This window comes from Nocardioides szechwanensis, from assembly GCF_900103935.1.
Taxonomy (GTDB): Bacteria; Actinomycetota; Actinomycetes; order Propionibacteriales; family Nocardioidaceae; genus Nocardioides; species Nocardioides szechwanensis.
On sequence record NZ_FNIC01000005.1, the window covers coordinates 140,271 to 161,328 of the forward strand.

32 protein-coding genes are annotated in these 21,058 nt (G+C 69.1%); 26 read left to right on the forward strand and 6 right to left on the reverse strand.

Annotated features, from left to right (window positions below; genetic code table 11):
• Positions 1-12 precede the first annotated feature (12 nt).
• From BLR90_RS13300 to BLR90_RS13325, 6 genes are read right to left on the reverse strand one after another with little or no spacing between them, the layout of a single operon-like run.
• Positions 13-996 carry an AAA family ATPase gene (locus tag BLR90_RS13300; protein ID WP_091025706.1) on the reverse strand — a complete coding sequence of 328 codons (984 nt, stop codon included), beginning with the start codon at positions 994-996 and terminating at the stop codon, positions 13-15.
• A complete protein-coding gene (locus BLR90_RS13305) occupies positions 993-2,156 on the reverse strand; it encodes a DUF4350 domain-containing protein (protein WP_091025707.1) in 1,164 nt (387 codons plus the stop codon). Before BLR90_RS13305 ends, BLR90_RS13300 begins: the two co-directional genes overlap by 4 nt.
• Positions 2,153-2,755, reverse strand: coding sequence for a DUF4129 domain-containing protein (locus BLR90_RS13310; protein ID WP_091025708.1), 603 nt, complete (start codon positions 2,753-2,755; stop codon positions 2,153-2,155). Before BLR90_RS13310 ends, BLR90_RS13305 begins: the two co-directional genes overlap by 4 nt.
• Positions 2,752-3,840, reverse strand: coding sequence for a hypothetical protein (locus BLR90_RS13315; RefSeq protein ID WP_143016214.1), 1,089 nt, complete (start codon positions 3,838-3,840; stop codon positions 2,752-2,754). Before BLR90_RS13315 ends, BLR90_RS13310 begins: the two co-directional genes overlap by 4 nt.
• A gap of 55 nt (positions 3,841-3,895) precedes the next feature.
• Positions 3,896-4,387 carry a carboxymuconolactone decarboxylase family protein gene (locus BLR90_RS13320; RefSeq protein WP_091025710.1) on the reverse strand — a complete coding sequence of 164 codons (492 nt, stop codon included), beginning with the start codon at positions 4,385-4,387 and terminating at the stop codon, positions 3,896-3,898.
• Positions 4,384-5,523, reverse strand: coding sequence for an NAD(P)H-dependent amine dehydrogenase family protein (locus tag BLR90_RS13325; RefSeq protein WP_091025711.1), 1,140 nt, complete (start codon positions 5,521-5,523; stop codon positions 4,384-4,386). Before BLR90_RS13325 ends, BLR90_RS13320 begins: the two co-directional genes overlap by 4 nt.
• 359 nt (positions 5,524-5,882) lie before the next feature.
• Here BLR90_RS13325 and rpsJ point away from each other — a divergent pair, with 359 nt between their 5' ends.
• From rpsJ to BLR90_RS13455, 26 genes are all read left to right on the forward strand, one after another.
• Positions 5,883-6,191 (forward strand): 30S ribosomal protein S10, encoded by a 309-nt coding sequence (rpsJ, locus tag BLR90_RS13330; protein ID WP_008360994.1) that lies wholly within the window; start codon positions 5,883-5,885, stop codon positions 6,189-6,191.
• A 17-nt stretch (positions 6,192-6,208) separates the two neighbouring features.
• A complete protein-coding gene (rplC, locus tag BLR90_RS13335) occupies positions 6,209-6,868 on the forward strand; it encodes a 50S ribosomal protein L3 (protein ID WP_091025712.1) in 660 nt (219 codons plus the stop codon).
• A 4-nt stretch (positions 6,869-6,872) separates the two neighbouring features.
• Positions 6,873-7,595, forward strand: a complete 723-nt coding sequence (gene rplD, locus BLR90_RS13340; RefSeq protein ID WP_091025713.1) for a 50S ribosomal protein L4 — start codon at positions 6,873-6,875, stop codon at positions 7,593-7,595.
• A complete protein-coding gene (gene rplW, locus BLR90_RS13345) occupies positions 7,592-7,897 on the forward strand; it encodes a 50S ribosomal protein L23 (RefSeq protein ID WP_091025714.1) in 306 nt (101 codons plus the stop codon). The genes rplD and rplW overlap by 4 nt, the downstream gene beginning before the upstream one ends.
• A gap of 24 nt (positions 7,898-7,921) precedes the next feature.
• Complete coding sequence (rplB, locus tag BLR90_RS13350) at positions 7,922-8,758, forward strand: 50S ribosomal protein L2 (protein WP_091025715.1); 837 nt, start codon at positions 7,922-7,924, stop codon at positions 8,756-8,758.
• 5 nt (positions 8,759-8,763) lie between these two features.
• On the forward strand, positions 8,764-9,045 hold the full coding sequence (gene rpsS / locus BLR90_RS13355) for a 30S ribosomal protein S19 (RefSeq protein ID WP_091025716.1): 282 nt from the start codon (positions 8,764-8,766) through the stop codon (positions 9,043-9,045).
• Complete coding sequence (rplV, locus tag BLR90_RS13360) at positions 9,042-9,488, forward strand: 50S ribosomal protein L22 (RefSeq protein WP_091025717.1); 447 nt, start codon at positions 9,042-9,044, stop codon at positions 9,486-9,488. The genes rpsS and rplV overlap by 4 nt, the downstream gene beginning before the upstream one ends.
• Entirely contained in the window at positions 9,488-10,339 is an 852-nt protein-coding gene (rpsC, locus tag BLR90_RS13365) for a 30S ribosomal protein S3 (protein ID WP_091025718.1), read from the forward strand. Before rplV ends, rpsC begins: the two co-directional genes overlap by 1 nt.
• A gap of 3 nt (positions 10,340-10,342) precedes the next feature.
• Positions 10,343-10,762 carry a 50S ribosomal protein L16 gene (gene rplP / locus BLR90_RS13370; RefSeq protein WP_091025719.1) on the forward strand — a complete coding sequence of 140 codons (420 nt, stop codon included), beginning with the start codon at positions 10,343-10,345 and terminating at the stop codon, positions 10,760-10,762.
• A complete protein-coding gene (rpmC, locus tag BLR90_RS13375; protein ID WP_091025720.1) occupies positions 10,762-11,007 on the forward strand; it encodes a 50S ribosomal protein L29 in 246 nt (81 codons plus the stop codon). Before rplP ends, rpmC begins: the two co-directional genes overlap by 1 nt.
• Positions 11,004-11,285: a 30S ribosomal protein S17 gene (gene rpsQ / locus BLR90_RS13380; RefSeq protein WP_091025721.1), complete on the forward strand. Its 282-nt coding sequence runs from the start codon at positions 11,004-11,006 to the stop codon at positions 11,283-11,285. Before rpmC ends, rpsQ begins: the two co-directional genes overlap by 4 nt.
• An 87-nt stretch (positions 11,286-11,372) precedes the next feature.
• The gene (rplN, locus tag BLR90_RS13385) at positions 11,373-11,741 is read left to right on the forward strand and encodes a 50S ribosomal protein L14 (RefSeq protein WP_091025722.1); all 369 of its coding nucleotides are present in this window, start codon (positions 11,373-11,375) and stop codon (positions 11,739-11,741) included.
• On the forward strand, positions 11,741-12,112 hold the full coding sequence (gene rplX / locus BLR90_RS13390) for a 50S ribosomal protein L24 (RefSeq protein ID WP_091025723.1): 372 nt from the start codon (positions 11,741-11,743) through the stop codon (positions 12,110-12,112). The genes rplN and rplX overlap by 1 nt, the downstream gene beginning before the upstream one ends.
• Before the next feature lie 62 nt (positions 12,113-12,174).
• Positions 12,175-12,717, forward strand: coding sequence for a 50S ribosomal protein L5 (gene rplE / locus BLR90_RS13395; protein WP_091025879.1), 543 nt, complete (start codon positions 12,175-12,177; stop codon positions 12,715-12,717).
• 1 nt (position 12,718) lies between these two features.
• Positions 12,719-12,904, forward strand: a complete 186-nt coding sequence (locus BLR90_RS13400) for a type Z 30S ribosomal protein S14 (RefSeq protein ID WP_011757321.1) — start codon at positions 12,719-12,721, stop codon at positions 12,902-12,904.
• Positions 12,905-12,978: 74 nt separating this feature from the next.
• Complete coding sequence (rpsH, locus tag BLR90_RS13405; protein ID WP_091025724.1) at positions 12,979-13,386, forward strand: 30S ribosomal protein S8; 408 nt, start codon at positions 12,979-12,981, stop codon at positions 13,384-13,386.
• Between the two features lie 28 nt (positions 13,387-13,414).
• Complete coding sequence (gene rplF, locus BLR90_RS13410; RefSeq protein ID WP_091025725.1) at positions 13,415-13,954, forward strand: 50S ribosomal protein L6; 540 nt, start codon at positions 13,415-13,417, stop codon at positions 13,952-13,954.
• A gap of 1 nt (position 13,955) precedes the next feature.
• Positions 13,956-14,339 carry a 50S ribosomal protein L18 gene (gene rplR / locus BLR90_RS13415; protein WP_091025726.1) on the forward strand — a complete coding sequence of 128 codons (384 nt, stop codon included), beginning with the start codon at positions 13,956-13,958 and terminating at the stop codon, positions 14,337-14,339.
• 34 nt (positions 14,340-14,373) lie between these two features.
• Complete coding sequence (rpsE, locus tag BLR90_RS13420) at positions 14,374-15,009, forward strand: 30S ribosomal protein S5 (protein ID WP_091025727.1); 636 nt, start codon at positions 14,374-14,376, stop codon at positions 15,007-15,009.
• A complete protein-coding gene (rpmD, locus tag BLR90_RS13425; RefSeq protein WP_091025728.1) occupies positions 15,009-15,200 on the forward strand; it encodes a 50S ribosomal protein L30 in 192 nt (63 codons plus the stop codon). The genes rpsE and rpmD overlap by 1 nt, the downstream gene beginning before the upstream one ends.
• 4 nt (positions 15,201-15,204) lie before the next feature.
• Complete coding sequence (gene rplO, locus BLR90_RS13430) at positions 15,205-15,645, forward strand: 50S ribosomal protein L15 (RefSeq protein WP_091025729.1); 441 nt, start codon at positions 15,205-15,207, stop codon at positions 15,643-15,645.
• Between the two features lie 155 nt (positions 15,646-15,800).
• The gene (secY, locus tag BLR90_RS13435; RefSeq protein WP_091025730.1) at positions 15,801-17,099 is read left to right on the forward strand and encodes a preprotein translocase subunit SecY; all 1,299 of its coding nucleotides are present in this window, start codon (positions 15,801-15,803) and stop codon (positions 17,097-17,099) included.
• A gap of 89 nt (positions 17,100-17,188) precedes the next feature.
• Positions 17,189-17,764 (forward strand): adenylate kinase, encoded by a 576-nt coding sequence (locus BLR90_RS13440; protein WP_091025731.1) that lies wholly within the window; start codon positions 17,189-17,191, stop codon positions 17,762-17,764.
• 13 nt (positions 17,765-17,777) lie between these two features.
• The gene (gene map, locus BLR90_RS13445) at positions 17,778-18,596 is read left to right on the forward strand and encodes a type I methionyl aminopeptidase (RefSeq protein ID WP_091025732.1); all 819 of its coding nucleotides are present in this window, start codon (positions 17,778-17,780) and stop codon (positions 18,594-18,596) included.
• A gap of 253 nt (positions 18,597-18,849) precedes the next feature.
• The gene (locus BLR90_RS13450) at positions 18,850-19,839 is read left to right on the forward strand and encodes a TerC family protein (protein ID WP_091025733.1); all 990 of its coding nucleotides are present in this window, start codon (positions 18,850-18,852) and stop codon (positions 19,837-19,839) included.
• A 135-nt stretch (positions 19,840-19,974) separates the two neighbouring features.
• On the forward strand, positions 19,975-21,009 hold the full coding sequence (locus tag BLR90_RS13455) for an LLM class flavin-dependent oxidoreductase (RefSeq protein ID WP_218029487.1): 1,035 nt from the start codon (positions 19,975-19,977) through the stop codon (positions 21,007-21,009).
• The last annotated feature ends 49 nt before the right edge of the window (positions 21,010-21,058 follow it).

The window sequence follows — 21,058 nt, forward strand, 5'->3', positions numbered from 1 at the left end:
CCGTGACCCGGCTCATCGCGGGACCGGCACCGAGCCGAGCGCGGAGGCCAGCACCTGCCCGACCTCGACCCCCTCGAGCTCGGCCTCGGGTCGCAGCCCGAGCCGGTGCACGAGGGTGGCGTGGGCCAGCGACTTCACGTCGTCGGGGGTCACGAAGTCGCGGCCGACCAGCCAGGCCCACGCCCGCGCGGAGCGGAGGAGCGCGGTGGCACCACGCGGGCTCACGCCGAGGCTTAGCGAGGGCGACTCGCGGGTGGCGCGGGCGATGTCGACGATGTAGCCGACCACCTCGGGCGCGACCTGCACCCGCTTCACGGCGGCCTGGCCGGCCGCGATGTCGGCGGCCCCGGCCACCGCCGTGACGCCCGCACCGGCGACGTCACGGGGGTCGAAGCCGTCGGCGTGGCGGCGCAGGATCTCCAGCTCGGCCTCGCGGGGCGGGATCGGCAGCACCACCTTGATCAGGAACCGGTCCAGCTGCGCCTCCGGGAGCGGGTAGGTGCCTTCGTACTCCACCGGGTTCTGGGTTGCCGCCACCAGGAACGGCCGCGGCAGGGCGCGCGAGACGCCGTCGACCGACACCTGCCCCTCCTCCATGGCCTCGAGCAGCGCCGACTGGGTCTTGGGCGGCGTCCGGTTGATCTCGTCGGCGAGCAGCAGGTTCGTGAAGACCGGCCCCTCGCGGAAGCTCAGCTCGCCCTGGTGGCTGTCGATCACCATCGAGCCGGTGATGTCACCGGGCATCAGGTCGGGAGTGAACTGCACCCGCCGCGTGTCCACCGACAGCGCGGCCGCGAGGGTCCGCACGAGCAGCGTCTTGGCGGTCCCGGGCACACCCTCCATCAGGACGTGGCCGCCGCACAGCAGGGCGACCAGCAGGCCCGAGACCGCGGCATCCTGGCCGACGACGGCCTTCGCCACCTCGGCGCGTACGGCGGCCAGCCGCTCCCTCGCTGCCTGGTCTCCGCTGCTCGTGTCGGGACTGGTCTCGGTCATGTGCGGCGTACCTCTCGGTCGAGCTCGGCCAGGTCGGTGGCCAGAGCGATCAGGGCTGCGTCGGTCGCAGGGGGTGGGGCGTGGGGGCCGATTAGGGCGTCGACGTCGGACTCGGGCCGGCCGACGTGGCGGGCCACGTCGCGGACCAGCGCGGGGTCGTCGGCGGTGCTGCCGAGGCCCAGCCGGTCGGCGGCGCCGGCCCGGGCGGCCCGGCGGAGGGCGTCCGCGGCGTGCGCCCGGTCGCCGGCCTTGCGGTAGAGCCGGCCTCGGCTCTGGGTGGTCTCGATCGCCTTCACGACGACCGGCAGCGGCTCGGAGGAGAGCCGCCCGAGCCGGCGGCCCCGCCACAGCGCCACGCCGACGACGCTGATGCCGAGCAGCCAGACGCCGGGCTCGACGAAGTCCGGCAGCAGCGAGCCGAGGCTGACCCCGTCGTCGCCCACGAGGTCGTCGACCTGCGCGACGTACCAGACGAGGCGCTGGTCCTGCCCGAGCAGCCGCAGCACCACGGCGGCGTTGTCGCCGCGCAGCACCTGGTCGTTGGTCAGGGCGTCACCCGCGCCGAAGACGACGACGCCGTCGCGCTCGACGAGCACGGACTCCCCGAGCTCGTTGGTGAAGCAGCCGGACCCGCCGGGGTAGGACAGGGCGTCGTCCACCTCCAGCTCCAGCCCGTCGTACGTCGGGTCGTCACAGGCCGCGTCGCGCCCGCCGCCCAGCGGGTCGCTCGAGGGGAAGCCGTCGAGCCCGACCTCCGTGGTGACGGCCTGCGGCGGCTCGATGAGCACGAGGCGCGCGTCGCCGGCCTGCTCGAGCAGCCGCGCGACCGTGCTGGCGCCGAGGGACCCGGTGGAGGTCACCACGACCGTCGTACCCGCGCCGATGTCGGCCCGGTCGAGCTCGTCGGCGCCACGGGCGACGATGAGGTCGACCCCCTCGTCGTCCAGGACCCGGGCGACCGCCTGGGCGCCGTCGGCGTCGGGGTTGGCCGGGTCGAGGGGCTCGTAGGTGCGCGGTCCGCCCGCCGACCACACGACCACGGCGACGGCGGCGAGCAGGCCGAGCACGATGACGAGCGTGCTGCGGTGGCGCCGGAGCCCGCCCCCGCGGGCGGCCGCGGTCGGCTCGGCGGCCGGCCATGCCTCGCTCAGCGTGGTCATCGCAGGGCCGCCAGCTCGTCGTCGAGCGCCAGCACGGCGGCGGCCTGCTCGCGGGTGGCCGGCCGGTCGCCGTAGAGGACGGCGTCGAAGAGCCGGGCGCCGTCGTCGACGCGCGACCGCTGGTGGGGGTACTCCGCCGCGAGGACCGCGGCGACCTCGTGGGCGGTGGCCCCCGGGGTGTCGTCGAGCCGGCCGCGCTCGACCTGGCGCACGGCGAGGGCCCGGAACGCGTCGACGAGCGCGTCCTCGTGGCGCCCCTCGGCGAGCGCGGCCAGGGCACGTGCCCGCAGCTGGTCGGCGGTGATCTCCTCGGCGGTCAGGACGCTGCGCCGCTCCTGCGCCGCGCGGGCGGTGCGACGGGCGCGCGTGACCACGAAGACCAGGCCGGCGACGAGCAGCAGCACCACGAGCATCGTGGCGAACGTCTGGAGGGCCGGGGCGTCGCTGGCGCTGCTGACACCCCCGTCGATCCGGCGCTCGAGCCAGTTGCGCAGCCGCTCGAGCAGGTTCTGCTCGTGGTACTCGGGCGACAGCAGCTCGCGCCGCAGCAGCGAGCGGGCCTCGTCACCCGAGGGGTCGAGCGGCGGGTCCAGCCTCACGAGCCGATGATCCCGGCCCGCGTCATCAGCTCGACGTCGTAGGCCTCCTTGCGCATGCGCTGGTCGACGTACTGAAGAGAGGCGACCGCCGAGGTGAACGGCGCGACGAACGCCGCCGAGACGACGGTCGAGAGTGCCTGCGTGAGGACCAGCACCAGGGGCCCGTACTGCGCGTCGACGACCAGCGACAGGACCCCGCCGATGATGCCGAACGGGAAGGCGAGCATCTGCCCGGCGATGCCCGTGACCACCAACGTCAGCAGGGCGATCCCGAGGGTGCGCCAGAAGGCCCGTGACGTGAGCCGGTAGCTGCGGCGGATGGCACCGAAGACCCCCACGGACTCCAGCATCAGCGCGGGCGCGGGGAGGTAGAGCAGCCGGATCCAGACCCACAGCATCAGGGCGACGAACGCGGGGACCGAGACGACCCCGAACAGGACCGCCGCCAGGACGCTGTCGGTCACGACGACGACCAGCACCCAGGCCAGGACGTAGCCCACCGTCGCGACCACGACGACCACCAGCACGAGCACGGCCAGTCCGACCAGGCGCCACCGCCGGCCGCGGGTGGCGGCCCACGCCTCACCGAGCGTCGTACGACGCCCGACCGCGGCCTCCGAGACCACGTGGGCCACGAACGCCGTCACGAACACCAGCGAGACCTGGAGCAGCACCACGCTGGTCAGGGTGCTCCACGAGCCGACCTGGCTGCCCAGGGCGCTGTCGGTCTCGTCGAGGGTCAGGCCGACGGTGAGCGTGAGCAGCGCGGTGACGAGCACCGGGACCGCCATCGTGACCGCGGCGACGAGCACGGCGGCACCGACGGTGGCCTTGGGGTTGAAGCGGATCGTCCGGAACGCCGCGTCGTAGATGTCACCCAGGCCGAGCGGCCGCAGCGGGACGGCGCCGGGCTTGTGCGCGGCGCCGAGCATGCCGGGCGGTGGGTTCCACCCCGGAGATGCCGAGCGCGGTGCCGACGACGGGGGCGGCGGCGGGCCCCACCCGGGCGCCCACTGCGGGGGAGGCGGGGTCGCCGGACCGTCGGCCGGCGCTCCCGGCGGCGGATAGGACTCGTACCCCGACATGACTCCCCTTCGTCATGCTCATCCTGTCAGGTGGGGCGTGGTCCCAAACCTCGGCTCAGCGGCCGCCGACGTGCGACGGCAGCACGCACTCCGCGTCGAGGCCGAGTACCCGGTTGAGCCGCCCGAAGGCGATCCACGAGCCCAGGCACATGGAGAGCTCCACGATCTCGGTGTCGGAGTAGTGCACCTTCATCCGGGTCCAGAAGGAGTCGTCGAGCCCGTGGTGGTCGACGGCGTAGCGCTCGGCGTACTCCGCGGCCAGGCGGGTCCGGTCGTCGAAGTCGGCGGTGGTGCGCCAGCCGGTCACGGCGTCGGGGAAGCTGTCCTCGACCTTGATGCCGTCCTTCTCGGTGCGCCAGTCCTGGCAGAAGAGGCAGCCGTTGATCTGGGCGATGCGCAGCCGCGCCGCCTCGAACTCACGTAGCCCCAACGTCCCGTCCTCGTAGATGCTCATGGCGAACTTCGACGCGGCCGGGCCGATACCGGGCACCATCTCGCCCCACACGTAGAGGATCGGGTCCTTGCCCTCAGGGATGTCGATGATCATGCGAGTGCCTTTCCTGCGGTGCTGGTGGAGGTCCGCCCGAGGCGGCCCGTGGCGGGGGAGAGAGGTACGTCGAGGCCGTCGTAGAGGCCGGGGGAGGCGGCGCGCAGCCAGGGGATCGCGTTGACCAGCCGGTTGGCCGCGGTGGCGTTGCCGCCGGCGGCACGGTTGCCGCCCTCGTCGGTGGCCTCGAGGTTGACCTCGATCCGCGGGCGGCCCTCGATCACCACGCGGTGCGCACCGTCGCCGCCGTCGGCCGGCAGCGGCCAGTCGGGCGCCACGTCGCGGGTGATCCGGGTGACGTGCTCGACCACGATCAGCGGCTCGCCGTCCACGACGCCCTGCACCTCGAAGCGCAGCGCTCCCTGGGTGCCCGCGGCGAAGAGCCCCATCCCGTTGGTGACGTCGACGTCGAGAGGACGGCGCTCGAGGGTCTCGCGGATCTCGTCGAGCTCCACCCCGAGGGCGCGTGCGACCAGGCGCACCTGCCCGCCCCAGACCATCGTCGGGACGCCCGGGGCGACCATCGGCGGCTCGTAGTCCATGGGCTCGCCCATGCCGACCAGGAAGCGCACCGAGTCAGGCGCGTCGTACGTCGAGTAGTCGAAGATCTCCTGGCAGCGGACCTGGTCGACGGTGCCGGCCAGCGAGCTGACCAGCACCGGCAGCAGGTCGTTGCCCCAGCCCGGGTCGATGCCGCTGACGAACAGCGCCGAGCCCCCTTCCTTCGCGGCCGCGAGCAGCGGGTCGCGCAGCTCGGCGGGAGCGCTGCGCGGGTCGTAGAGGGCGTAGATCGCGGGCGTGACGACCGCCGCCCCCGCCCGCAGCGCCCGGGCGACGTCGTCCGCGGCGGCGTCCGGCCGGATGTCTCCCGAGGCCATGTAGGCCACCGCGTCCGCTCCGGCGAGGGCGGTGTCCACGTCATCGGTCGCGAGTACGCCGAGTGGTCGCCCGAGGTCGGCCAGCTCGCCGGCGTCGCGTCCCACCTTGCCGGGGTTGGCCACCACGACCCCGGCGAGCGTCAGCCGGGGGTGTGCGTCGACCGCGCGGATGCTGGCGCGGCCCATGTTGCCGGTCCCCCAGACGACTACTCGGAGCGCCGCGCCCGCCGTAAAGTAGAACGTGTTCTCGTCGCTCATGCGGCGAGGTTAGTCCGATTTGGCGTGCTGCGGGAGATCTGCCAAGATAGTCCGGTTGCTCCGGCGGGTTGCCGGGGTGCGGCATATCTTGACTACTGAATCGCGTCTCCCCGCACAGCGTGCGGTGTTTTGCCTCGGAGTCAGGCCTCTGGCCGCACCGAACCAGGAGACCCGATCAGCCTGACGAACCGTCAGGCGCCACAACAACCAGGATCCACCCGGTCTTGTGTTGCGAGGAAATCTCGCGACACGCCCGACCGCGGGGGTGGGCGGTGCGGGTGGTGAGCAGCAGGGCGGGACCGACTCAAACCCGAGGACGTTCCGGACAGGTAGTGGACCAGAAGAAGCGAGAGAGACCTATGGCGGGACAGAAGATCCGCATCAGGCTCAAGGCCTATGACCACGAGGTGATCGACACCTCGGCGCGCAAGATCGTGGACACCGTCACCCGTACGGGTGCGAAGGTCGCCGGCCCCGTGCCGCTGCCGACCGAGAAGAACGTCTACTGCGTCATCCGCTCGCCGCACAAGTACAAGGACTCGCGCGAGCACTTCGAGATGCGCACCCACAAACGACTGATCGACATCATCGACCCCACGCCGAAGACCGTCGACTCCCTGATGCGTCTCGACCTGCCGGCCGGTGTCGACATCGAGATCAAGCTCTGAGGTCGAGGAATCAAGCCATGACTGTTGAGAAGAACGTGAAGGGCCTGCTGGGCACCAAGCTCGGCATGACCCAGCTCTGGGACGAGAACAACCGCATCGTCCCCGTCACCGTGATCGCGGCGGCCACCAACGTGGTCACCCAGGTCCGCCACCCCGAGACCGATGGCTACAACGCCATCCAGGTCGGGTTCGGCGAGATCGAGGGCCGCAAGATCACCAAGCCGCAGGCGGGTCACTTCGCCAAGGCCGGCACCACCCCGCGCCGCCACGTGGTCGAGATCCGCACCTCCGACGCCGCGTCCTACGCCGTCGGCCAGGAGCTGCCGGTCGACACGTTCGAGGCCGGTGAGGTCATCGACGTGACCGGCACCAGCAAGGGCAAGGGCTTCGCCGGTGTCATGAAGCGTCACGGCTTCCACGGCGTCGGCGCCTCCCACGGTGCCCACAAGAACCACCGCAAGCCCGGGTCGATCGGCGCCTGCGCCACGCCGGGCCGCGTTTTCCAGGGCACGCGCATGGCCGGCCGGATGGGTAGCGACACCGTCACCACCCAGAACGTCACCGTGCACGCCGTCGACGCCGAGAAGGGCCTGATCCTCGTCAAGGGTGCCGTTCCCGGCCCCAAGGGCGGGCTCATCGTCCTGCGCTCGGCTGCGAAGAAGAGCCAGGAGGTCTGACCAGATGGCTACCGAGACCGACACCAAGGCTGCCAAGAAGGCTCCGGCCAAGAAGTCTGCCGCCAAGAAGGCTCCGGCCAAGAAGGCTGCCGGCTCCAAGGCGAAGACCCTCAAGGTCGACCTTCCCGCCGACATCTTCGACGTTGCGGTCAACATCCCGTTGATCCACCAGGTCGTCGTCGCGCAGCAGGCCGCTGCTCGTCAGGGCACCCACTCCACCAAGCGCCGCGGTGAAGTCCGCGGTGGTGGACGCAAGCCCTACAAGCAGAAGGGCACCGGCCGCGCCCGCCAGGGCTCGACCCGCGCACCGCAGTTCGCCGGCGGTGGCGTTGTCCACGGCCCCAAGCCGCGTGACTACGACCAGCGCACGCCCAAGAAGATGAAGGCCGCCGCCCTGCGCGGAGCCCTCAGCGACCGGGCCCGCAACGACCGCATCCACGTGGTCGACGCACTGGTCACCGGCGAGGCACCCTCGACCAGGGCCGCTCTCGCGGCACTGCTCGAGCTCTCGCCCCGCAACCACTTCCTGGTCGTGCTCGAGCGCAGTGACTCCGTCACCTGGCTCTCGCTGCGCAACGCCAAGCAGGTGCACATCGTGGCTGTCGACCAGCTCAACACCTACGACGTGCTGGCCTCCGACGACGTCGTCTTCACCAAGGGCGCCTACGACGTCCTGGTGAACGGCGCCAGCGCGAGTGCCGAGACCGCCGAGGAGGGCGACAAGTGAGCACGCTCCACAAGGACTACCGCGACGTTCTGATCGCGCCCGTGGTGTCGGAGAAGAGCTACGGCCTCCTCGACGCCAACAAGTACACGTTCCTGGTGCGCACCGACTCCAACAAGACCGAGATCAAGATCGCGGTCGAGAAGGTCTTCGGCGTCAAGGTCACGTCCGTCAACACGATCAACCGTGTCGGCAAGACGCGCCGTACCCGCAACGGTCTTGGCAAGCGCAAGGACACCAAGCGCGCCATCGTCAGCCTCGCCGAGGGCCACCGCATCGACATCTTCGGGGGACCGGTCTCCTGACCGGCTCCCTGACTAGGAACTGATATGGCTATCCGCAAGTACAAGCCGACCACGCCGGGCCGTCGCGGCTCGTCCGTCGCCGACTTCGCCGAGGTCACTCGGACCACGCCCGAGAAGTCGCTGACCCGTCCGCTTCCCAAGAAGGGCGGCCGCAACAACCAGGGCCGGATCACCACCCGGCACCAGGGTGGCGGTCACAAGCGCGCCTACCGGATCATCGACTTCCGTCGCTACGACAAGGACGGCGTGCCGGCCAAGGTCGCTCACATCGAGTACGACCCCAACCGCACCGCCCGGATCGCGCTGCTGCACTACGCCGACGGCGAGAAGCGCTACATCATCGCGCCGAAGGACCTGACGCAGGGCACCCTCGTGGAGTCCGGTGTCGCGGCCGACATCAAGCCCGGCAACAACCTGCCGCTGCGCAACATCCCCGTCGGTACGACGATCCACTGTGTGGAGCTTCGTCCCGGTGGCGGTGCCAAGATCGCCCGCTCCGCGGGCAACAGCGCCCAGCTCGTCGCCCGTGAGGGAAGCCGCGCCACGCTCCGTATGCCTTCGGGCGAGATGCGGTTCGTCGACGTGCGCTGCCGCGCCACGGTCGGTGAGGTCGGCAACGCCGAGCAGTCCAACATCAACTGGGGCAAGGCCGGCCGCATGCGCTGGAAGGGCAAGCGCCCGACCGTCCGAGGTGTCGTCATGAACCCGGTCGACCACCCGCACGGTGGTGGCGAGGGCAAGACCTCGGGTGGACGTCACCCGGTGTCCCCCTGGGGCAAGCCCGAGGGCCGTACGCGCAAGCGCAAGGCCAGCGACTCCCAGATCATTCGTCGCCGCAAGTCCGGCAAGGGTAGGAAGTAACTGACATGCCTCGTAGCCTGAAGAAGGGCCCCTTCGTCGACGACCACCTTCAGAAGAAGGTGGACGCCGAGAACGCCAAGGGCAGCCACAACGTCATCAAGACCTGGTCTCGCCGGTCGATGATCGTTCCCGACATGATCGGCCACACGATCGCCGTGCACGACGGGCGCAAGCACGTCCCGGTGTTCGTGACTGACGCGATGGTCGGCCACAAGCTGGGCGAGTTCGCGCCCACCCGCACCTACCGCGGACACGTGAAGGAAGACCGGAAGGGACGCCGCCGATGAGCACCACCGAACGCCATCGCACCAGTGCGCGTCGTGAGTCGCTGCTCGGCGACCAGCCGGGCGCCTTCGCGAGCGCCCGCTTCGTGCGAATCACCCCGATGAAGGCCCGACGGGTCGTCGACATGGTCCGCGGCATGCCCGTCGGCGACGCGCTGTCGCTGCTGCAGTTCGCACCGCAGGCTGCCTCCGAGACGGTCTACAAGGTGCTCGAGAGCGCCGTCGCCAACGCCGAGACCACCGAAGGCCTCGACACCCACGACCTGGTCGTGTCTGTCGCGCACGTCGACGAAGGTCCGACGATGAAGCGCTGGCGCCCCCGTGCCCAGGGCCGCGCGACGCGCATCCTCAAGCGCACCAGCCACATCACCTTGGCGGTCCAGCCCGCCGACGTGGTCGCGGCCGCCAAGAAGAAGCGGACCCAGAAGAACGGAAAGAGTGCCTGATGGGCCAGAAAATCAACCCGAACGGCTTCCGCCTCGGCATCTCCACGGACCACAAGTCCCGCTGGTACGCCGACAAGCTGTACAAGGCGTACGTCGGCGAGGACGTCGCGATCCGCAGGCTCCTGTCCAAGGGCATGGAGCGGGCCGGCATCTCCAAGGTCGAGATCGAGCGCACCCGTGACCGCGTCCGCGTGGACATCCACACGGCGCGCCCGGGCATCGTCATCGGTCGCCGTGGCGCCGAGGCCGACCGCATCCGTGGCGAGCTCGAGAAGCTCACCGGCAAGCAGGTCCAGCTGAACATCCTCGAGGTCAAGAACCCCGAGGTCGACGCTCAGCTGGTCGCCCAGGGTGTCGCCGAGCAGCTCTCCGGCCGCGTCCAGTTCCGCCGGGCCATGAAGAAGGCCATGCAGACCTCGATGCGCTCGGGTGCCAAGGGCATCCGGATCCAGTGCTCCGGCCGCCTCAACGGCGCCGAGATGTCGCGCACCGAGTTCTACCGCGAGGGTCGCGTCCCGCTGCACACGCTGCGTGCCGACATCGACTACGGCTTCTACGAGGCCAAGACCACCTTCGGTCGCATCGGCGTCAAGGTCTGGATCTACAAGGGCGAGGTCGCCGGCACCCGTGCCGAGCGTCAGGCCCAGGCCGCTGCCCGCGCCGGTGTCCCCGGTCGTGGCGGCAGTGGCGCCGGCGGTCGGCCCACCCGTGGCGCCGAGCGTCCCAGCCGTGGCACCCGTCCGACCCGCGCGGACCGCGACGCTCCCGCGTCGACCGAGGCTCCGGCCCCGGCCGAGGCAGCTGCTCCGGCCGCTCCCGTCGAGAGCACCACTCCCGGAACGGAGGCCTGAGCCATGTTGATGCCCCGTCGCGTCAAGCACCGCAAGCAGCACCACCCCAACCGAAGGGGTGCGGCCAAGGGCGGCACCAAGCTCGCGTTCGGCGAGTTCGGGATCCAGGCGATCGAGGGTCACTACGTGACCAACCGACAGATCGAGTCGGCCCGTATCGCCATGACCCGCCACATCAAGCGAGGCGGCAAGGTGTGGATCAACATCTACCCCGACCGCCCGCTGACCAAGAAGCCCGCCGAGACCCGCATGGGTTCCGGTAAGGGCTCCCCGGAGTGGTGGATCGCCAACGTGAAGCCCGGCCGTGTCATGTTCGAACTTTCCGGCGTCGACGAGACGACTGCCCGCGAGGCCATGCGCCGCGCGATGCACAAGCTCCCGATGAAGTGCCGGTTCATCTCGCGAGAGGCGGGTGAATTCTGATGGCTTCTGGCATCAAGGCCCACGAGCTCGACGAGCTCAACAAGGTTGACCTCGAGGCGAAGCTCCGTGAGTGCAAGGAGGAGCTGTTCAACCTCCGCTTCCAGGCGGCCACCGGCCAGCTGGAGAGCCACGGACGGCTCAACACGGTCAAGAAGGACATCGCCCGGATCTACACCGTGGTGCGTGAGCGCGAGCTCGGCATCCGGACCACCCCGGGCACCGAGAAGGAAGAGGCGAGCGCATGAGCGAGCAGCCCACCAGCGAGACGGCTGAGCGCAACGCCCGCAAGGTGCGTGAAGGCCTGGTCGTCAGCGACAAGATGGACAAGACCGTGGTCGTGTCCGTCGAGGACCGCGTCAAGCACGCGCTCTACGGCAAGGTTCTGCGCCGCACGAGCAAGCTGAAGGCGCACGACGAGGCCAACGAGTGCGGCATCGGCGACCGCGTGCTCCTCATGGAGACGCGACCGCTGTCCGCCACCAAGCGCTGGCGCGTCGTCCAGATCCTCGAGAAGGCCAAGTAACCCCCGGGCTCCGGCCCGCCCTTACAAACGTTCGGCAAGGCTCGTCGCCCCGGCGGCGGCGAGAACCAGCTCGACAAGGAGAGACTGATGATCCAGCAGGAGTCGCGACTCAAGGTCGCCGACAACACCGGTGCGAAGGAGATCCTTTGCATCCGTGTTCTCGGAGGCTCGGGTCGACGCTACGCCGGTATCGGCGACGTCATCGTCGCCACCGTGAAGGACGCGATCCCCGGTGGCAACGTGAAGAAGGGTGATGTCGTCAAGGCAGTCATCGTTCGCACCGTCAAGGAGCGTCGGCGTGCCGATGGTTCCTACATCCGCTTCGACGAGAACGCCGCCGTGATCCTCAAGAGCGACGGCGAGCCGCGAGGCACCCGCATCTTCGGCCCCGTGGGCCGCGAGCTGCGCGAGAAGAAGTTCATGAAGATCATCTCGCTGGCGCCGGAGGTGCTCTGATGACTAAGGGCAAGAACACCGTGAACATCAAGAAGGGCGACACCGTCAAGGTCATCGCCGGCAAGGACAAGGGCGCCGAGGGCAAGGTCATCAAGGTGCTCCGCGAGGAGCAGCGCGTGATCGTCGAGGGCGTCAACCGGATCAAGAAGCACACGAAGGTCGTCAACCAGGGCGGTCGTGCGGGCACCACCGGCGGCATCATCACCACCGAGGCCCCGATCCACGTCTCCAACGTCATGCTCGTCGAGGGCGACGGCGTGACCCGGATCGGTTTCCGCCGCGACGAGGTCACCAAGCGCCGTCCCGACGGCTCGACGTACCCCTCGACGCGCAGCGTCCGCATCTCGCGCAAGACCGGCAAGGAAATCTGATGAGCACCGACACCACCGAAGCCACTGAGGCCACCGAGGCCGCAGCACCCGCCGAGAAGGTCATGCCCCGGCTCAAGACCCGCTACCGCGAGGAGATCCTCCCCGCCCTGCAGTCCGAGTTCGAGATCACCAACGTCATGAAGGTGCCCGGCCTGACCAAGATCGTGGTCAACATGGGCGTCGGCGAGGCTGCTCGTGACTCCAAGCTGATCGAGGGTGCGGTCAAGGACCTCACCGCGATCACCGGCCAGAAGCCGCTGGTGACCAAGGCCCGCAAGTCCATCGCGCAGTTCAAGCTTCGCGAGGGCATGCCGATCGGCGCGCACACCACGCTGCGCGGTGACCGGATGTGGGAGTTCCTCGACCGCCTCCTGTCGCTGGCCCTGCCCCGCATCCGCGACTTCCGCGGCCTGTCGCCCAAGCAGTTCGACGGCAACGGCAACTACACCTTCGGCCTGACCGAGCAGGTCATGTTCCACGAGATCGACCAGGACAAGGTCGACCGCACGCGGGGCATGGACATCACGATCGTCACCACCGCCACCAACGACGAGGAAGGCCGCGCGCTGCTCAAGCAGCTCGGCTTCCCCTTCAAGGAGAACTGACATGGCAAAGACCGCGCTCAAGGTCAAGGCCGCTCGCAAGCCCAAGTTCGCGGTGCGCGGCTACACCCGCTGCCAGCGCTGCGGCCGCCCCAAGGCCGTCTACCGCAAGTTCGGCCTGTGCCGGATCTGCCTGCGCGAGATGGCTCACCGCGGCGAGCTGCCCGGCGTCACCAAGTCTTCCTGGTAACACCCCACCACAACCGCTGAAGGTCGCGTCCCCGTGAGGGGCGCGAAACCACAGAAAGAAAGGGCCAGCCGGCCATGACCATGACCGACCCGATCGCAGACATGCTCACTCGTCTGCGCAACGCCAACCAGGCGTACCACGACGCGGTGACCATGCCGTACAGCAAGCTCAAGCAGGGCGTCGCCGAGATCCTCAAGCAGGAGGGCTACATCACGTCGTTCGACGTGAAGGAGCCCGCCGAGGGCGAGGTGGGCCGCACGCTCACCATCACGCTCAAGTACGGCCGCAACCGCGAGCGCTCCATCGCCGGTGTGCGCCGCATCAGCAAGCCCGGTCTCCGGGTCTACGCCAAGCACACGGGTCTCCCGAAGGTGCTCGGCGGACTGGGCGTCGCGATCATCTCGACGAGCCAGGGCCTGCTGACCGACCGCCAGGCAAACCAGAAGGGCGTGGGTGGGGAAGTCCTCGCCTACGTCTGGTAACGACGAGACCGAGAAGGAGAACAACAGCATGTCGCGCATTGGCAAGCTCCCCATCCCGGTTCCGTCCGGCGTGGACGTCGCCATCAACGACTCCCTGGTGACCGTCAAGGGCCCCAAGGGCACCCTGTCGCACACCGTCGCCGCTCCGATCACGGTCGAGCGCAACGAGGGCGTCCTGGACGTCAAGCGGCCCAACGACGAGCGTGAGAGCCGGTCACTCCACGGCCTCACCCGCACCCTGATCAGCAACATGGTCCAGGGCGTCACGGAGGGCTACGAGAAGAAGCTCGAGATCGTGGGCGTGGGTTACCGCGTCCTGTCGAAGGGCCCGACGCAGCTCGAGTTCCAGCTCGGCTACTCGCATGTGATCGTGTTCGACGCCCCTGAGGGCATCACGTTCAACGTCGAGAGCCAGACCAAGCTGGGCGTCTCGGGTATCGACAAGCAGCTCGTCGGAGAGGTTGCGGCCAACATTCGCAAGCTCCGCAAGCCCGAGCCCTACAAGGGCAAGGGTGTTCGATACGCCGGCGAGCAGATCCGCCGCAAGGTCGGAAAGGCCGGTAAGTGACATGGCGATCTCGCTGAAGCAGAACAAGCACACCGCTGCACGCACCAAGTCGCGGCTGCGCCGACAGGTCCGGGGACGCAAGCGCATCTCCGGCACTGCCGACCGCCCGCGCCTGGTCGTCACGCGGTCGTCCAAGCACATCACTGTTCAGGTCGTGGACGACCTGGTCGGCAAGACGCTGGCCTATGCCTCCACGATGGAGGGCGACCTGCGCGGCTTCGACGGTGACAAGACCGCCAAGGCCAAGAAGGTAGGCGAGCTCGTTGCCGAGCGCGCCAAGGCTGCCGGTGTCGACGGCGTGGTCTTCGACCGCGCCGGCAACAAGTACCACGGTCGCATCGCGGCCCTCGCCGACGGTGCTCGCGCGGGGGGTCTGACCTTCTGATGGCCAGCTACAAGCAAGAGAAGAGGAAAGACTCATGAGCGGAGCCCAGCGCGGACAGCGCAGTGGCGAGCGCCAGTCTGGTGGCCGTGGAGGACGCGACGGAGGTCGCGGCCAGGGCGCCGACAAGACCGCCTACATCGAGCGCGTCGTCGCGATCAACCGTGTCGCCAAGGTCGTCAAGGGTGGTCGTCGCTTCAGCTTCACCGCCCTCGTGATCGTCGGTGACGGTGACGGCATGGTCGGCGTCGGCTACGGCAAGGCCAAGGAAGTTCCGGCCGCGATCGCCAAGGGTGTCGAGGAGGCGAAGAAGGCTTTCTTCCGCGTCCCCCGCATCCAGGGCACGATCCCGCACCCGGTCCAGGGCGAGAAGGCCGCTGGCGTGGTCTTCCTTCGTCCGGCCGCGCCCGGTACCGGCGTCATCGCCGGTGGTCCGGTGCGTGCGGTGCTCGAGTGCGCCGGCATCCACGACGTCCTCAGCAAGTCGCTGGGCTCGTCCAACCAGATCAACATCGTGCACGCAACGGTCGAGGCCCTGCGGATGCTCGAGGAGCCCCAGGCTGTGGCCGCGCGCCGTGGTCTGCGCGTCGAGGACGTCGCCCCGGCGGCGCTCCTCCGCGCCCAGGCCGAAGGCATCGCGGCAGTCGCTGACGCGGCGGCGGTGAGGTCCTGATGGCACAGCTCAAGGTCCAGCAGAAGAAGTCCACGATCGGCTGCCAGGCGAACCAGCGCGAGACCCTTCGCACGCTGGGTCTCAAGCGCATCGGCGACGTGGTCGTCAAGGAGGACCGCCCTGAGATCCGGGGCATGGTCCACACCGTCCGTCACCTCGTGACGGTCGAGCGAATCGACGGAGGCGAGTGAAGCCATGACGCTCAAGCTTCATCACCTGCGCCCGGCGCCCGGAGCCAAGAAGGCCAAGACCCGCGTGGGTCGCGGCGAGGCCTCCAAGGGCAAGACCGCCGGCCGCGGCACCAAGGGCACCAAGGCCCGCTACCAGGTTCCGGCTGCCTTCGAGGGCGGCCAGATGCCGATCCACATGCGGCTCCCCAAGCTGAAGGGGTTCAAGAACCCCTTCAAGGTGGAGTTCCAGGTCGTCAACCTCGACCGGATCACCGAGCTGTTCCCCGACGGTGGCGCTGTCACGGTCGACCAGCTCGTGGCCCGCGGCGCTGTCCGCAAGGGTCAGCCGGTCAAGGTCCTCGGTCAGGGCGAGATCTCGGTCAAGGTCGAGGTGAGCGCCAACGCGTTCTCCTCCTCGGCCAAGGACAAGATCGAGGCCGCCGGCGGCACCGCGACGCTGGTCTGACCTGCACCACACGCACGCGTAAGGGGCGCTGACCTCCACTCCTCCGGGAGTCGGGTGAGCGCCCCTCGTGCGCATCATGGCGGCCACGTAGCGCCTGTTAGGCTTCCACGGGTCCTCGAACAGGGCCCGTCACCTGCTTGGAGAAAGAGGATCTAGTGCTCAGCGCGTTCGTGAACGCCTTCCGGACTCCGGACCTGCGGCGCAAGCTGCTGTTCGTCCTGCTGGTCATCGTGATCTTCAGGGCCGGTTCGCAGATCCCCGCCCCCGGCGTCGACGTCGCCAACGTCCAGGACTGCCTCGGCAACGCCGAGAACAGCGAGGGCGTCTACAACCTGATCAACCTGTTCTCCGGCGGCGCGCTCCTCCAGCTGACGATCTTCGCGCTGGGGATCATGCCCTACATCACCGCCAGCATCATCCTGCAGCTGCTCGTCGTGGTCATCCCACGGCTCGAAGCGCTGAAGAAGGAAGGCCAGGCGGGGCAGACCAAGATCACCCAGTACACCCGCTACCTGACGCTCGGCCTCGCGCTGCTCCAGGCGACCGGCATCGTGGCGCTGGCCCGTTCCGGCCGACTCCTCCAGAACTGCACCGAGCCTCTGCTGCACAGCCAGAGCACCTCGACGTTCCTCGTCCTCGTGATCACGATGACCGCAGGCACCGCCGTGATCATGTGGCTCGGTGAGCTGATCACCGACCGCGGCGTCGGCAACGGCATGTCCATCCTGATCTTCTGCCAGGTCGTGGCGACCTTCCCGAGCGCCCTCTGGGCGGTCCAGAAGGGCCAGGGCTGGTGGATCTTCGCGATCGTCATCGCGGTCGGGCTCGTCGTGGTCGCGGCCGTCATCTTCATCGAGCAGGCGCAGCGGCGGATCCCCGTCCAGTACGCCCGCCGGATGGTGGGGCGCAAGATGTTCGGCGGGAGCTCGACGTACATCCCGCTCAAGGTCAACCAGGCCGGCATCATCCCCGTCATCTTCGCCTCCTCGCTGCTCTACCTGCCGGCCATGGCCGTCCAGTTCAACCAGGACAGCGGCTCGCCGTGGGTCGAGTTCATCTCCGACTACCTCGTCAGCGGTGGCCACCCGGTCTACATGGCGACGTTCTTCGCCCTCATCGTCTTCTTCACCTACTTCTACGTGTCGATCACCTTCAACCCCACCGAGGTTGCCGACAACATGAAGAAGTACGGCGGCTTCATCCCCGGAATCCGGGCGGGCAAGCCGACCGAGGACTACCTGTCCTACGTCCTGTCGAGGATCACCCTGCCGGGTGCGCTCTACCTCGGCCTGATCTCGCTGATCCCCTTGATCGCTCTGGTCCTCATCGACGCGAACCAGAACTTCCCGTTCGGCGGCACCTCGATCCTGATCATGGTGGGTGTTGCCCTGGACACGGTGAAGCAGATCGAGAGCCAGCTCCAGCAGCGCAACTACGAGGGCTTCCTCCGATAAGCGCCCGCTCGAGCATCGATGACTGAACGACACCAGAGCCGGCGGCACGCATGGCGTGTAGTGGGCCAGGACAAGGAGACACGCTCGCTATGCGGCTGATCATCATGGGCCCCCCCGGAGCCGGCAAGGGAACGCAGGCGAAGTTCGTCGCCGAGCACTTCAAGATCCCGGCCATCTCCACCGGCGACATCTTCCGCGCCAACGTCACCCGTGGCACCGAGCTCGGTCTCAAGGCGAAGCAGTACATGGACGCGGGTGACTACGTCCCCGACGAGGTCACCAACCTGATGGTGCGCAACCGCATCGACGAGCCCGACGCCGAGTCCGGGTTCCTGCTCGACGGTTACCCCCGCACGCTCTCGCAGGTCGAGGAGCTGGACGGGATGATCAAGTTCACCGGCCACGAGCTCGACGCCGTGTTGGTGCTCACGGTCGACCAGGACGAGATCGTGCAGCGCCTGCTCCAGCGTGCCGAGCTCGAGGGCCGCGCCGACGACACCGAGGACGTCATCCGGCGCCGCCAGGAGCTCTACACCGAGCAGACCGAACCGCTGATCGAGGTCTACCGCGGTCGCGGCATCCTCGTCGAGCTCGACGGCATGGGCGAGGTCGACGACGTCACCCAGCGGATCTTCGACGCGCTGGACGTCGTACCCCAGAGCTGACCGGCCGCCGATCATGGGCCTCCTCGACCGTGGGATCGAGATCAAGACCCCCGAGCAGGTCGACGCCATGCGTTGCGCCGGGCTCGTCGTAGGGCGCACGCTCGAGCTGATGCGCTCCAGCGCGCGGGCCGGGATCTCCACGGGCGAGCTCGACGCCATCGCGGAGGACCACATCCGCGCCTCGGGGGCGACCCCGTCGTTCAAGGGCTACCACGGCTTCCCCGGCTCGATCTGCGCCTCGGTCAACGACGAGGTGGTCCACGGGATCCCCGGGCCGCGGGTCCTCGCCGACGGCGACCTGGTCTCGATCGACTGTGGGGCGATCGTCGACGGCTGGCACGGCGACGCGGCGATCACGGTCGCCGTGGGGGAGGTGTCCGACGAGCTGCACCACCTGATGCGGGTCACCGAGGAGGCCATGTGGCGCGGCATCGCCGCGGCCCGGCCCGGCGGCCGGGTCTCCGACATCTCGCACGCAGTCGAGCAGCACGTCCGCTCCAGTGGGAACTTCGGGATCCTCGAGGACTACACCGGCCACGGCATCGGCACCCAGATGCACCAGCCGCCCGACGTCCCCAACTACGGCAAGGCGGGACGCGGCCCCAAGCTGGTCCGGGGCCTGGCCCTCGCCGTCGAGCCGATGATCACGCTCGGCACCAAGGAGTCCGAGGTGCTCGAGGACGACTGGACCGTCGTCACCGCCGACGGCTCCTGGGCGGCCCACTTCGAGCACACCTTCACCCTCACCCCGCAGGGCGCCTGGGTGCTCACCGCGCTCGACGGCGGCGAGGAGATGCTCGGCCGGCTCGGCGTTCCATTCGGCGGCCGTTGAGGCCTTCGGCCTCAATTGGGAGTACTCGCTTCGCTCGTACTCCCGGCAGGGCTCGTGATTGCCCACGTCCGCCGCCGTTTTCCGTGGGGCGCGGCGGGCGTGGAATGATGGGTCACGTAGGAGGGGAGTATTCCTTTCGCTGCGGTGTCGTCAGCACGACCAGCGTCTCGGCGCGGTCCGGGGCCGTGGGTCGCTTGCGAGCGGCGGAAGAGACCTCTGGAGATCAGACGTCCCCTCACCTCTGGAGTCCCCTGTGGAAGTTTCGACCCTTGAATGGGCCATCACGATCGGCGTCACGGTTGCCGTGCTGCTCTTCGACGTGGTCGTCATCGCCCGCGACCCGCACGAGCCGACCATGCGTGAGTGCGCCGTCGCCCTCACCGTCTACATCGGGGCTGCGATCGCCTTCGGTGTGTGGGTGCTGCTCTTTCACGGCCACGACTACGGGGTGGAGTTCTTCGCCGGCTGGCTGACGGAGTACAGCCTGTCGATGGACAACCTGTTCGTCTTCATCATCTTGATGGCGGCGCTCAAGGTCCCCCGCGAGCTCCAGCAGGAAGCCCTGATGGTGGGCATCATCCTGGCGCTGATCTTCCGCGCGATCTTCATCGCCCTCGGCTACCAGCTGATCGAGAACTTCTCGTTCGTCTTCTACGTCTTCGGCGCGTTCCTCGTCTACACGGCCTACAGCCTGGTCAAGAGCTACCGGACGCACGACGACGAGCACCCCGAGGACAACCCGGTGGTCAAGTTCGCGCAGAACCACATGAACGTCGGCGAGGAGTTCCGCGGCCTCAAGCTCTGGTACAAGGAGAACGGCGCTCGCGTGGTCTCCCCGATGCTGATCGTGATCATCGCGCTCGGCAGCACCGACATCCTCTTCGCACTGGACTCGATCCCGGCGATCTTCGGCATCACCCAGGAGCCCTACCTGGTCTTCGCCGCCAACGTCTTCGCGCTGATGGGCCTGCGCCAGCTCTACTTCCTGCTCGGCGGTCTGCTCAAGCGCCTGGTCTACCTGTCGCTGGGGCTGTCCTTCATCCTCGCGTTCATCGGCGTCAAGCTGGTGCTGCACGCCCTGCACGAGAACGAGCTGCCGTTCATCAACGGCGGCGAGCACGTGAAGGTCCCGGAGATCAGCTCGTTGATGAGCCTCGGCGTGATCATCGTGACTCTCGTGCTCACCGCGGTGCTGAGCCTGCGCAAGGACAAGGCGATCCAAGAGGCCGAGGCCGCGCGCTAGGCGCAGGCCCCGGGGTTCGCCTAGGGGTCGACGCCGAGCGCCGAGGAGATCTGCGCCGACTCGGCATGCGATCTGCGCCGGCTCGGCGGAATGAACAGTCGCAGGGGCAGGTTGGGAAGGGTGATGTCTTCCTCCATGCCTGCCCTGTCCGTGCTCGACCTGGTCCCGGTGCGCAGCGACCAGACGACCGGTGACGCGATCGCGGCCACCCTGGCGCTGGCCCGGGTCGCCGACGACCTCGGGTTCCGCCGCTACTGGCTCGCGGAGCACCACAACATGCCGGCGGTGGCGGCGACCAACCCGCCGGTGCTGATCTCGATGGTCGCCGGTGCGACGTCTCGGATCCGGGTCGGCTCCGGCGGCGTGATGCTGCCCAACCACGCGCCCCTCGTGGTGGCCGAGCAGTTCGCGCTGCTGGAGGCCGCCTACCCCGGCCGCGTCGACCTCGGCATCGGTCGCGCGCCGGGCACCGACCCGGTGACCAGCTGGGCGCTGCGCCACGGCGCCGGCGGTGTCACCGACGAGGCGGTCTCGCTCTTCCCGGAGTACGTCGACAACGTGCTGGCGATGATGGAGCCCGAGGGTGTCGGGCTGGCCGTCCAGGGTCGACGCCACGTCCTACGCGCCACCCCGGCCGCGACGTCGGTGCCGCAGATCTGGCTCCTCGGCTCGTCGGACTACTCCGCGCGGCTGGCCGCCGAGAAGGGCATGCCCTACGTCTTCGCCCACCACTTCTCCGGGGAGGGCACCGCGGAGGCGCTCGAGCTCTACCGGTCGCGGTTCGTGCCGTCGCCCGAGCTCGCCGAGCCGCGCACCTTCCTCACCGTCAACGCCTGCGTCGCCGACACGGCCGAGGAGGCGCAGCGGCTCGCGCTGCCCCAGCTGCTCCAGATGGTGGCGCTGCGGACCGGCCAGCCGCTGACCCCCCAGCGCACGGTCGAGGACGCCGAGCGCGAGGGCGTCCCCGACGCCCACCGCGGCCTCGTGCAGGCAATGGCGGCGCGCTGGGTGATCGGCGGTCCCGAGCAGGCCCGGGCTCGGGTGGCGGAGCTCGCCGCGACGTACGGCGTCGACGAGGTCATGGTCCACCCGGTCGCCGGCGCCCTGGCCGGCACCGACCCCGCCTCCGGCCCCGCGCGCGAGGAGACGCTGCGCCTCCTGGCGAAGTAGCCCGGCCGGATTCGTGTTTCACCCGGGTTATCTCGTAAACTGGCGTGTC

Bases quoted from the DNA above. Each gene is read 5' to 3' on its own strand.
- rpsE (WP_091025727.1), top strand. From the start codon at position 14,374: ATGAGCGGAGCCCAGCGCGGACAGCGCAGTGGCGAGCGCCAGTCTGGT.
- BLR90_RS13455 (WP_218029487.1), top strand. From the start codon at position 19,975: ATGCCTGCCCTGTCCGTGCTCGACCTGGTCCCGGTGCGCAGCGACCAG.
- rplP (WP_091025719.1), top strand. From the start codon at position 10,343: ATGTTGATGCCCCGTCGCGTCAAGCACCGCAAGCAGCACCACCCCAAC.
- BLR90_RS13400 (WP_011757321.1), top strand. From the start codon at position 12,719: ATGGCAAAGACCGCGCTCAAGGTCAAGGCCGCTCGCAAGCCCAAGTTC.
- BLR90_RS13325 (WP_091025711.1), bottom strand. From the start codon at position 5,523: ATGAGCGACGAGAACACGTTCTACTTTACGGCGGGCGCGGCGCTCCGA.
- rpsC (WP_091025718.1), top strand. From the start codon at position 9,488: ATGGGCCAGAAAATCAACCCGAACGGCTTCCGCCTCGGCATCTCCACG.
- BLR90_RS13300 (WP_091025706.1), bottom strand. From the start codon at position 996: ATGACCGAGACCAGTCCCGACACGAGCAGCGGAGACCAGGCAGCGAGG.
- BLR90_RS13320 (WP_091025710.1), bottom strand. From the start codon at position 4,387: ATGATCATCGACATCCCTGAGGGCAAGGACCCGATCCTCTACGTGTGG.
- rplV (WP_091025717.1), top strand. From the start codon at position 9,042: ATGAGCACCACCGAACGCCATCGCACCAGTGCGCGTCGTGAGTCGCTG.
- rplB (WP_091025715.1), top strand. From the start codon at position 7,922: ATGGCTATCCGCAAGTACAAGCCGACCACGCCGGGCCGTCGCGGCTCG.
- rpsJ (WP_008360994.1), top strand. From the start codon at position 5,883: ATGGCGGGACAGAAGATCCGCATCAGGCTCAAGGCCTATGACCACGAG.
- rplN (WP_091025722.1), top strand. From the start codon at position 11,373: ATGATCCAGCAGGAGTCGCGACTCAAGGTCGCCGACAACACCGGTGCG.
- rplC (WP_091025712.1), top strand. From the start codon at position 6,209: ATGACTGTTGAGAAGAACGTGAAGGGCCTGCTGGGCACCAAGCTCGGC.
- rplR (WP_091025726.1), top strand. From the start codon at position 13,956: ATGGCGATCTCGCTGAAGCAGAACAAGCACACCGCTGCACGCACCAAG.
- BLR90_RS13440 (WP_091025731.1), top strand. From the start codon at position 17,189: ATGCGGCTGATCATCATGGGCCCCCCCGGAGCCGGCAAGGGAACGCAG.
- rpsH (WP_091025724.1), top strand. From the start codon at position 12,979: ATGACCATGACCGACCCGATCGCAGACATGCTCACTCGTCTGCGCAAC.
- rpsS (WP_091025716.1), top strand. From the start codon at position 8,764: ATGCCTCGTAGCCTGAAGAAGGGCCCCTTCGTCGACGACCACCTTCAG.
- rpmD (WP_091025728.1), top strand. From the start codon at position 15,009: ATGGCACAGCTCAAGGTCCAGCAGAAGAAGTCCACGATCGGCTGCCAG.
- rplD (WP_091025713.1), top strand. From the start codon at position 6,873: ATGGCTACCGAGACCGACACCAAGGCTGCCAAGAAGGCTCCGGCCAAG.
- rplF (WP_091025725.1), top strand. From the start codon at position 13,415: ATGTCGCGCATTGGCAAGCTCCCCATCCCGGTTCCGTCCGGCGTGGAC.
- map (WP_091025732.1), top strand. From the start codon at position 17,778: ATGGGCCTCCTCGACCGTGGGATCGAGATCAAGACCCCCGAGCAGGTC.
- BLR90_RS13305 (WP_091025707.1), bottom strand. From the start codon at position 2,156: ATGACCACGCTGAGCGAGGCATGGCCGGCCGCCGAGCCGACCGCGGCC.
- rpmC (WP_091025720.1), top strand. From the start codon at position 10,762: ATGGCTTCTGGCATCAAGGCCCACGAGCTCGACGAGCTCAACAAGGTT.
- rplE (WP_091025879.1), top strand. From the start codon at position 12,175: ATGCCCCGGCTCAAGACCCGCTACCGCGAGGAGATCCTCCCCGCCCTG.
- rpsQ (WP_091025721.1), top strand. From the start codon at position 11,004: ATGAGCGAGCAGCCCACCAGCGAGACGGCTGAGCGCAACGCCCGCAAG.
- BLR90_RS13315 (WP_143016214.1), bottom strand. From the start codon at position 3,840: ATGTCGGGGTACGAGTCCTATCCGCCGCCGGGAGCGCCGGCCGACGGT.
- rplX (WP_091025723.1), top strand. From the start codon at position 11,741: ATGACTAAGGGCAAGAACACCGTGAACATCAAGAAGGGCGACACCGTC.
- rplO (WP_091025729.1), top strand. From the start codon at position 15,205: ATGACGCTCAAGCTTCATCACCTGCGCCCGGCGCCCGGAGCCAAGAAG.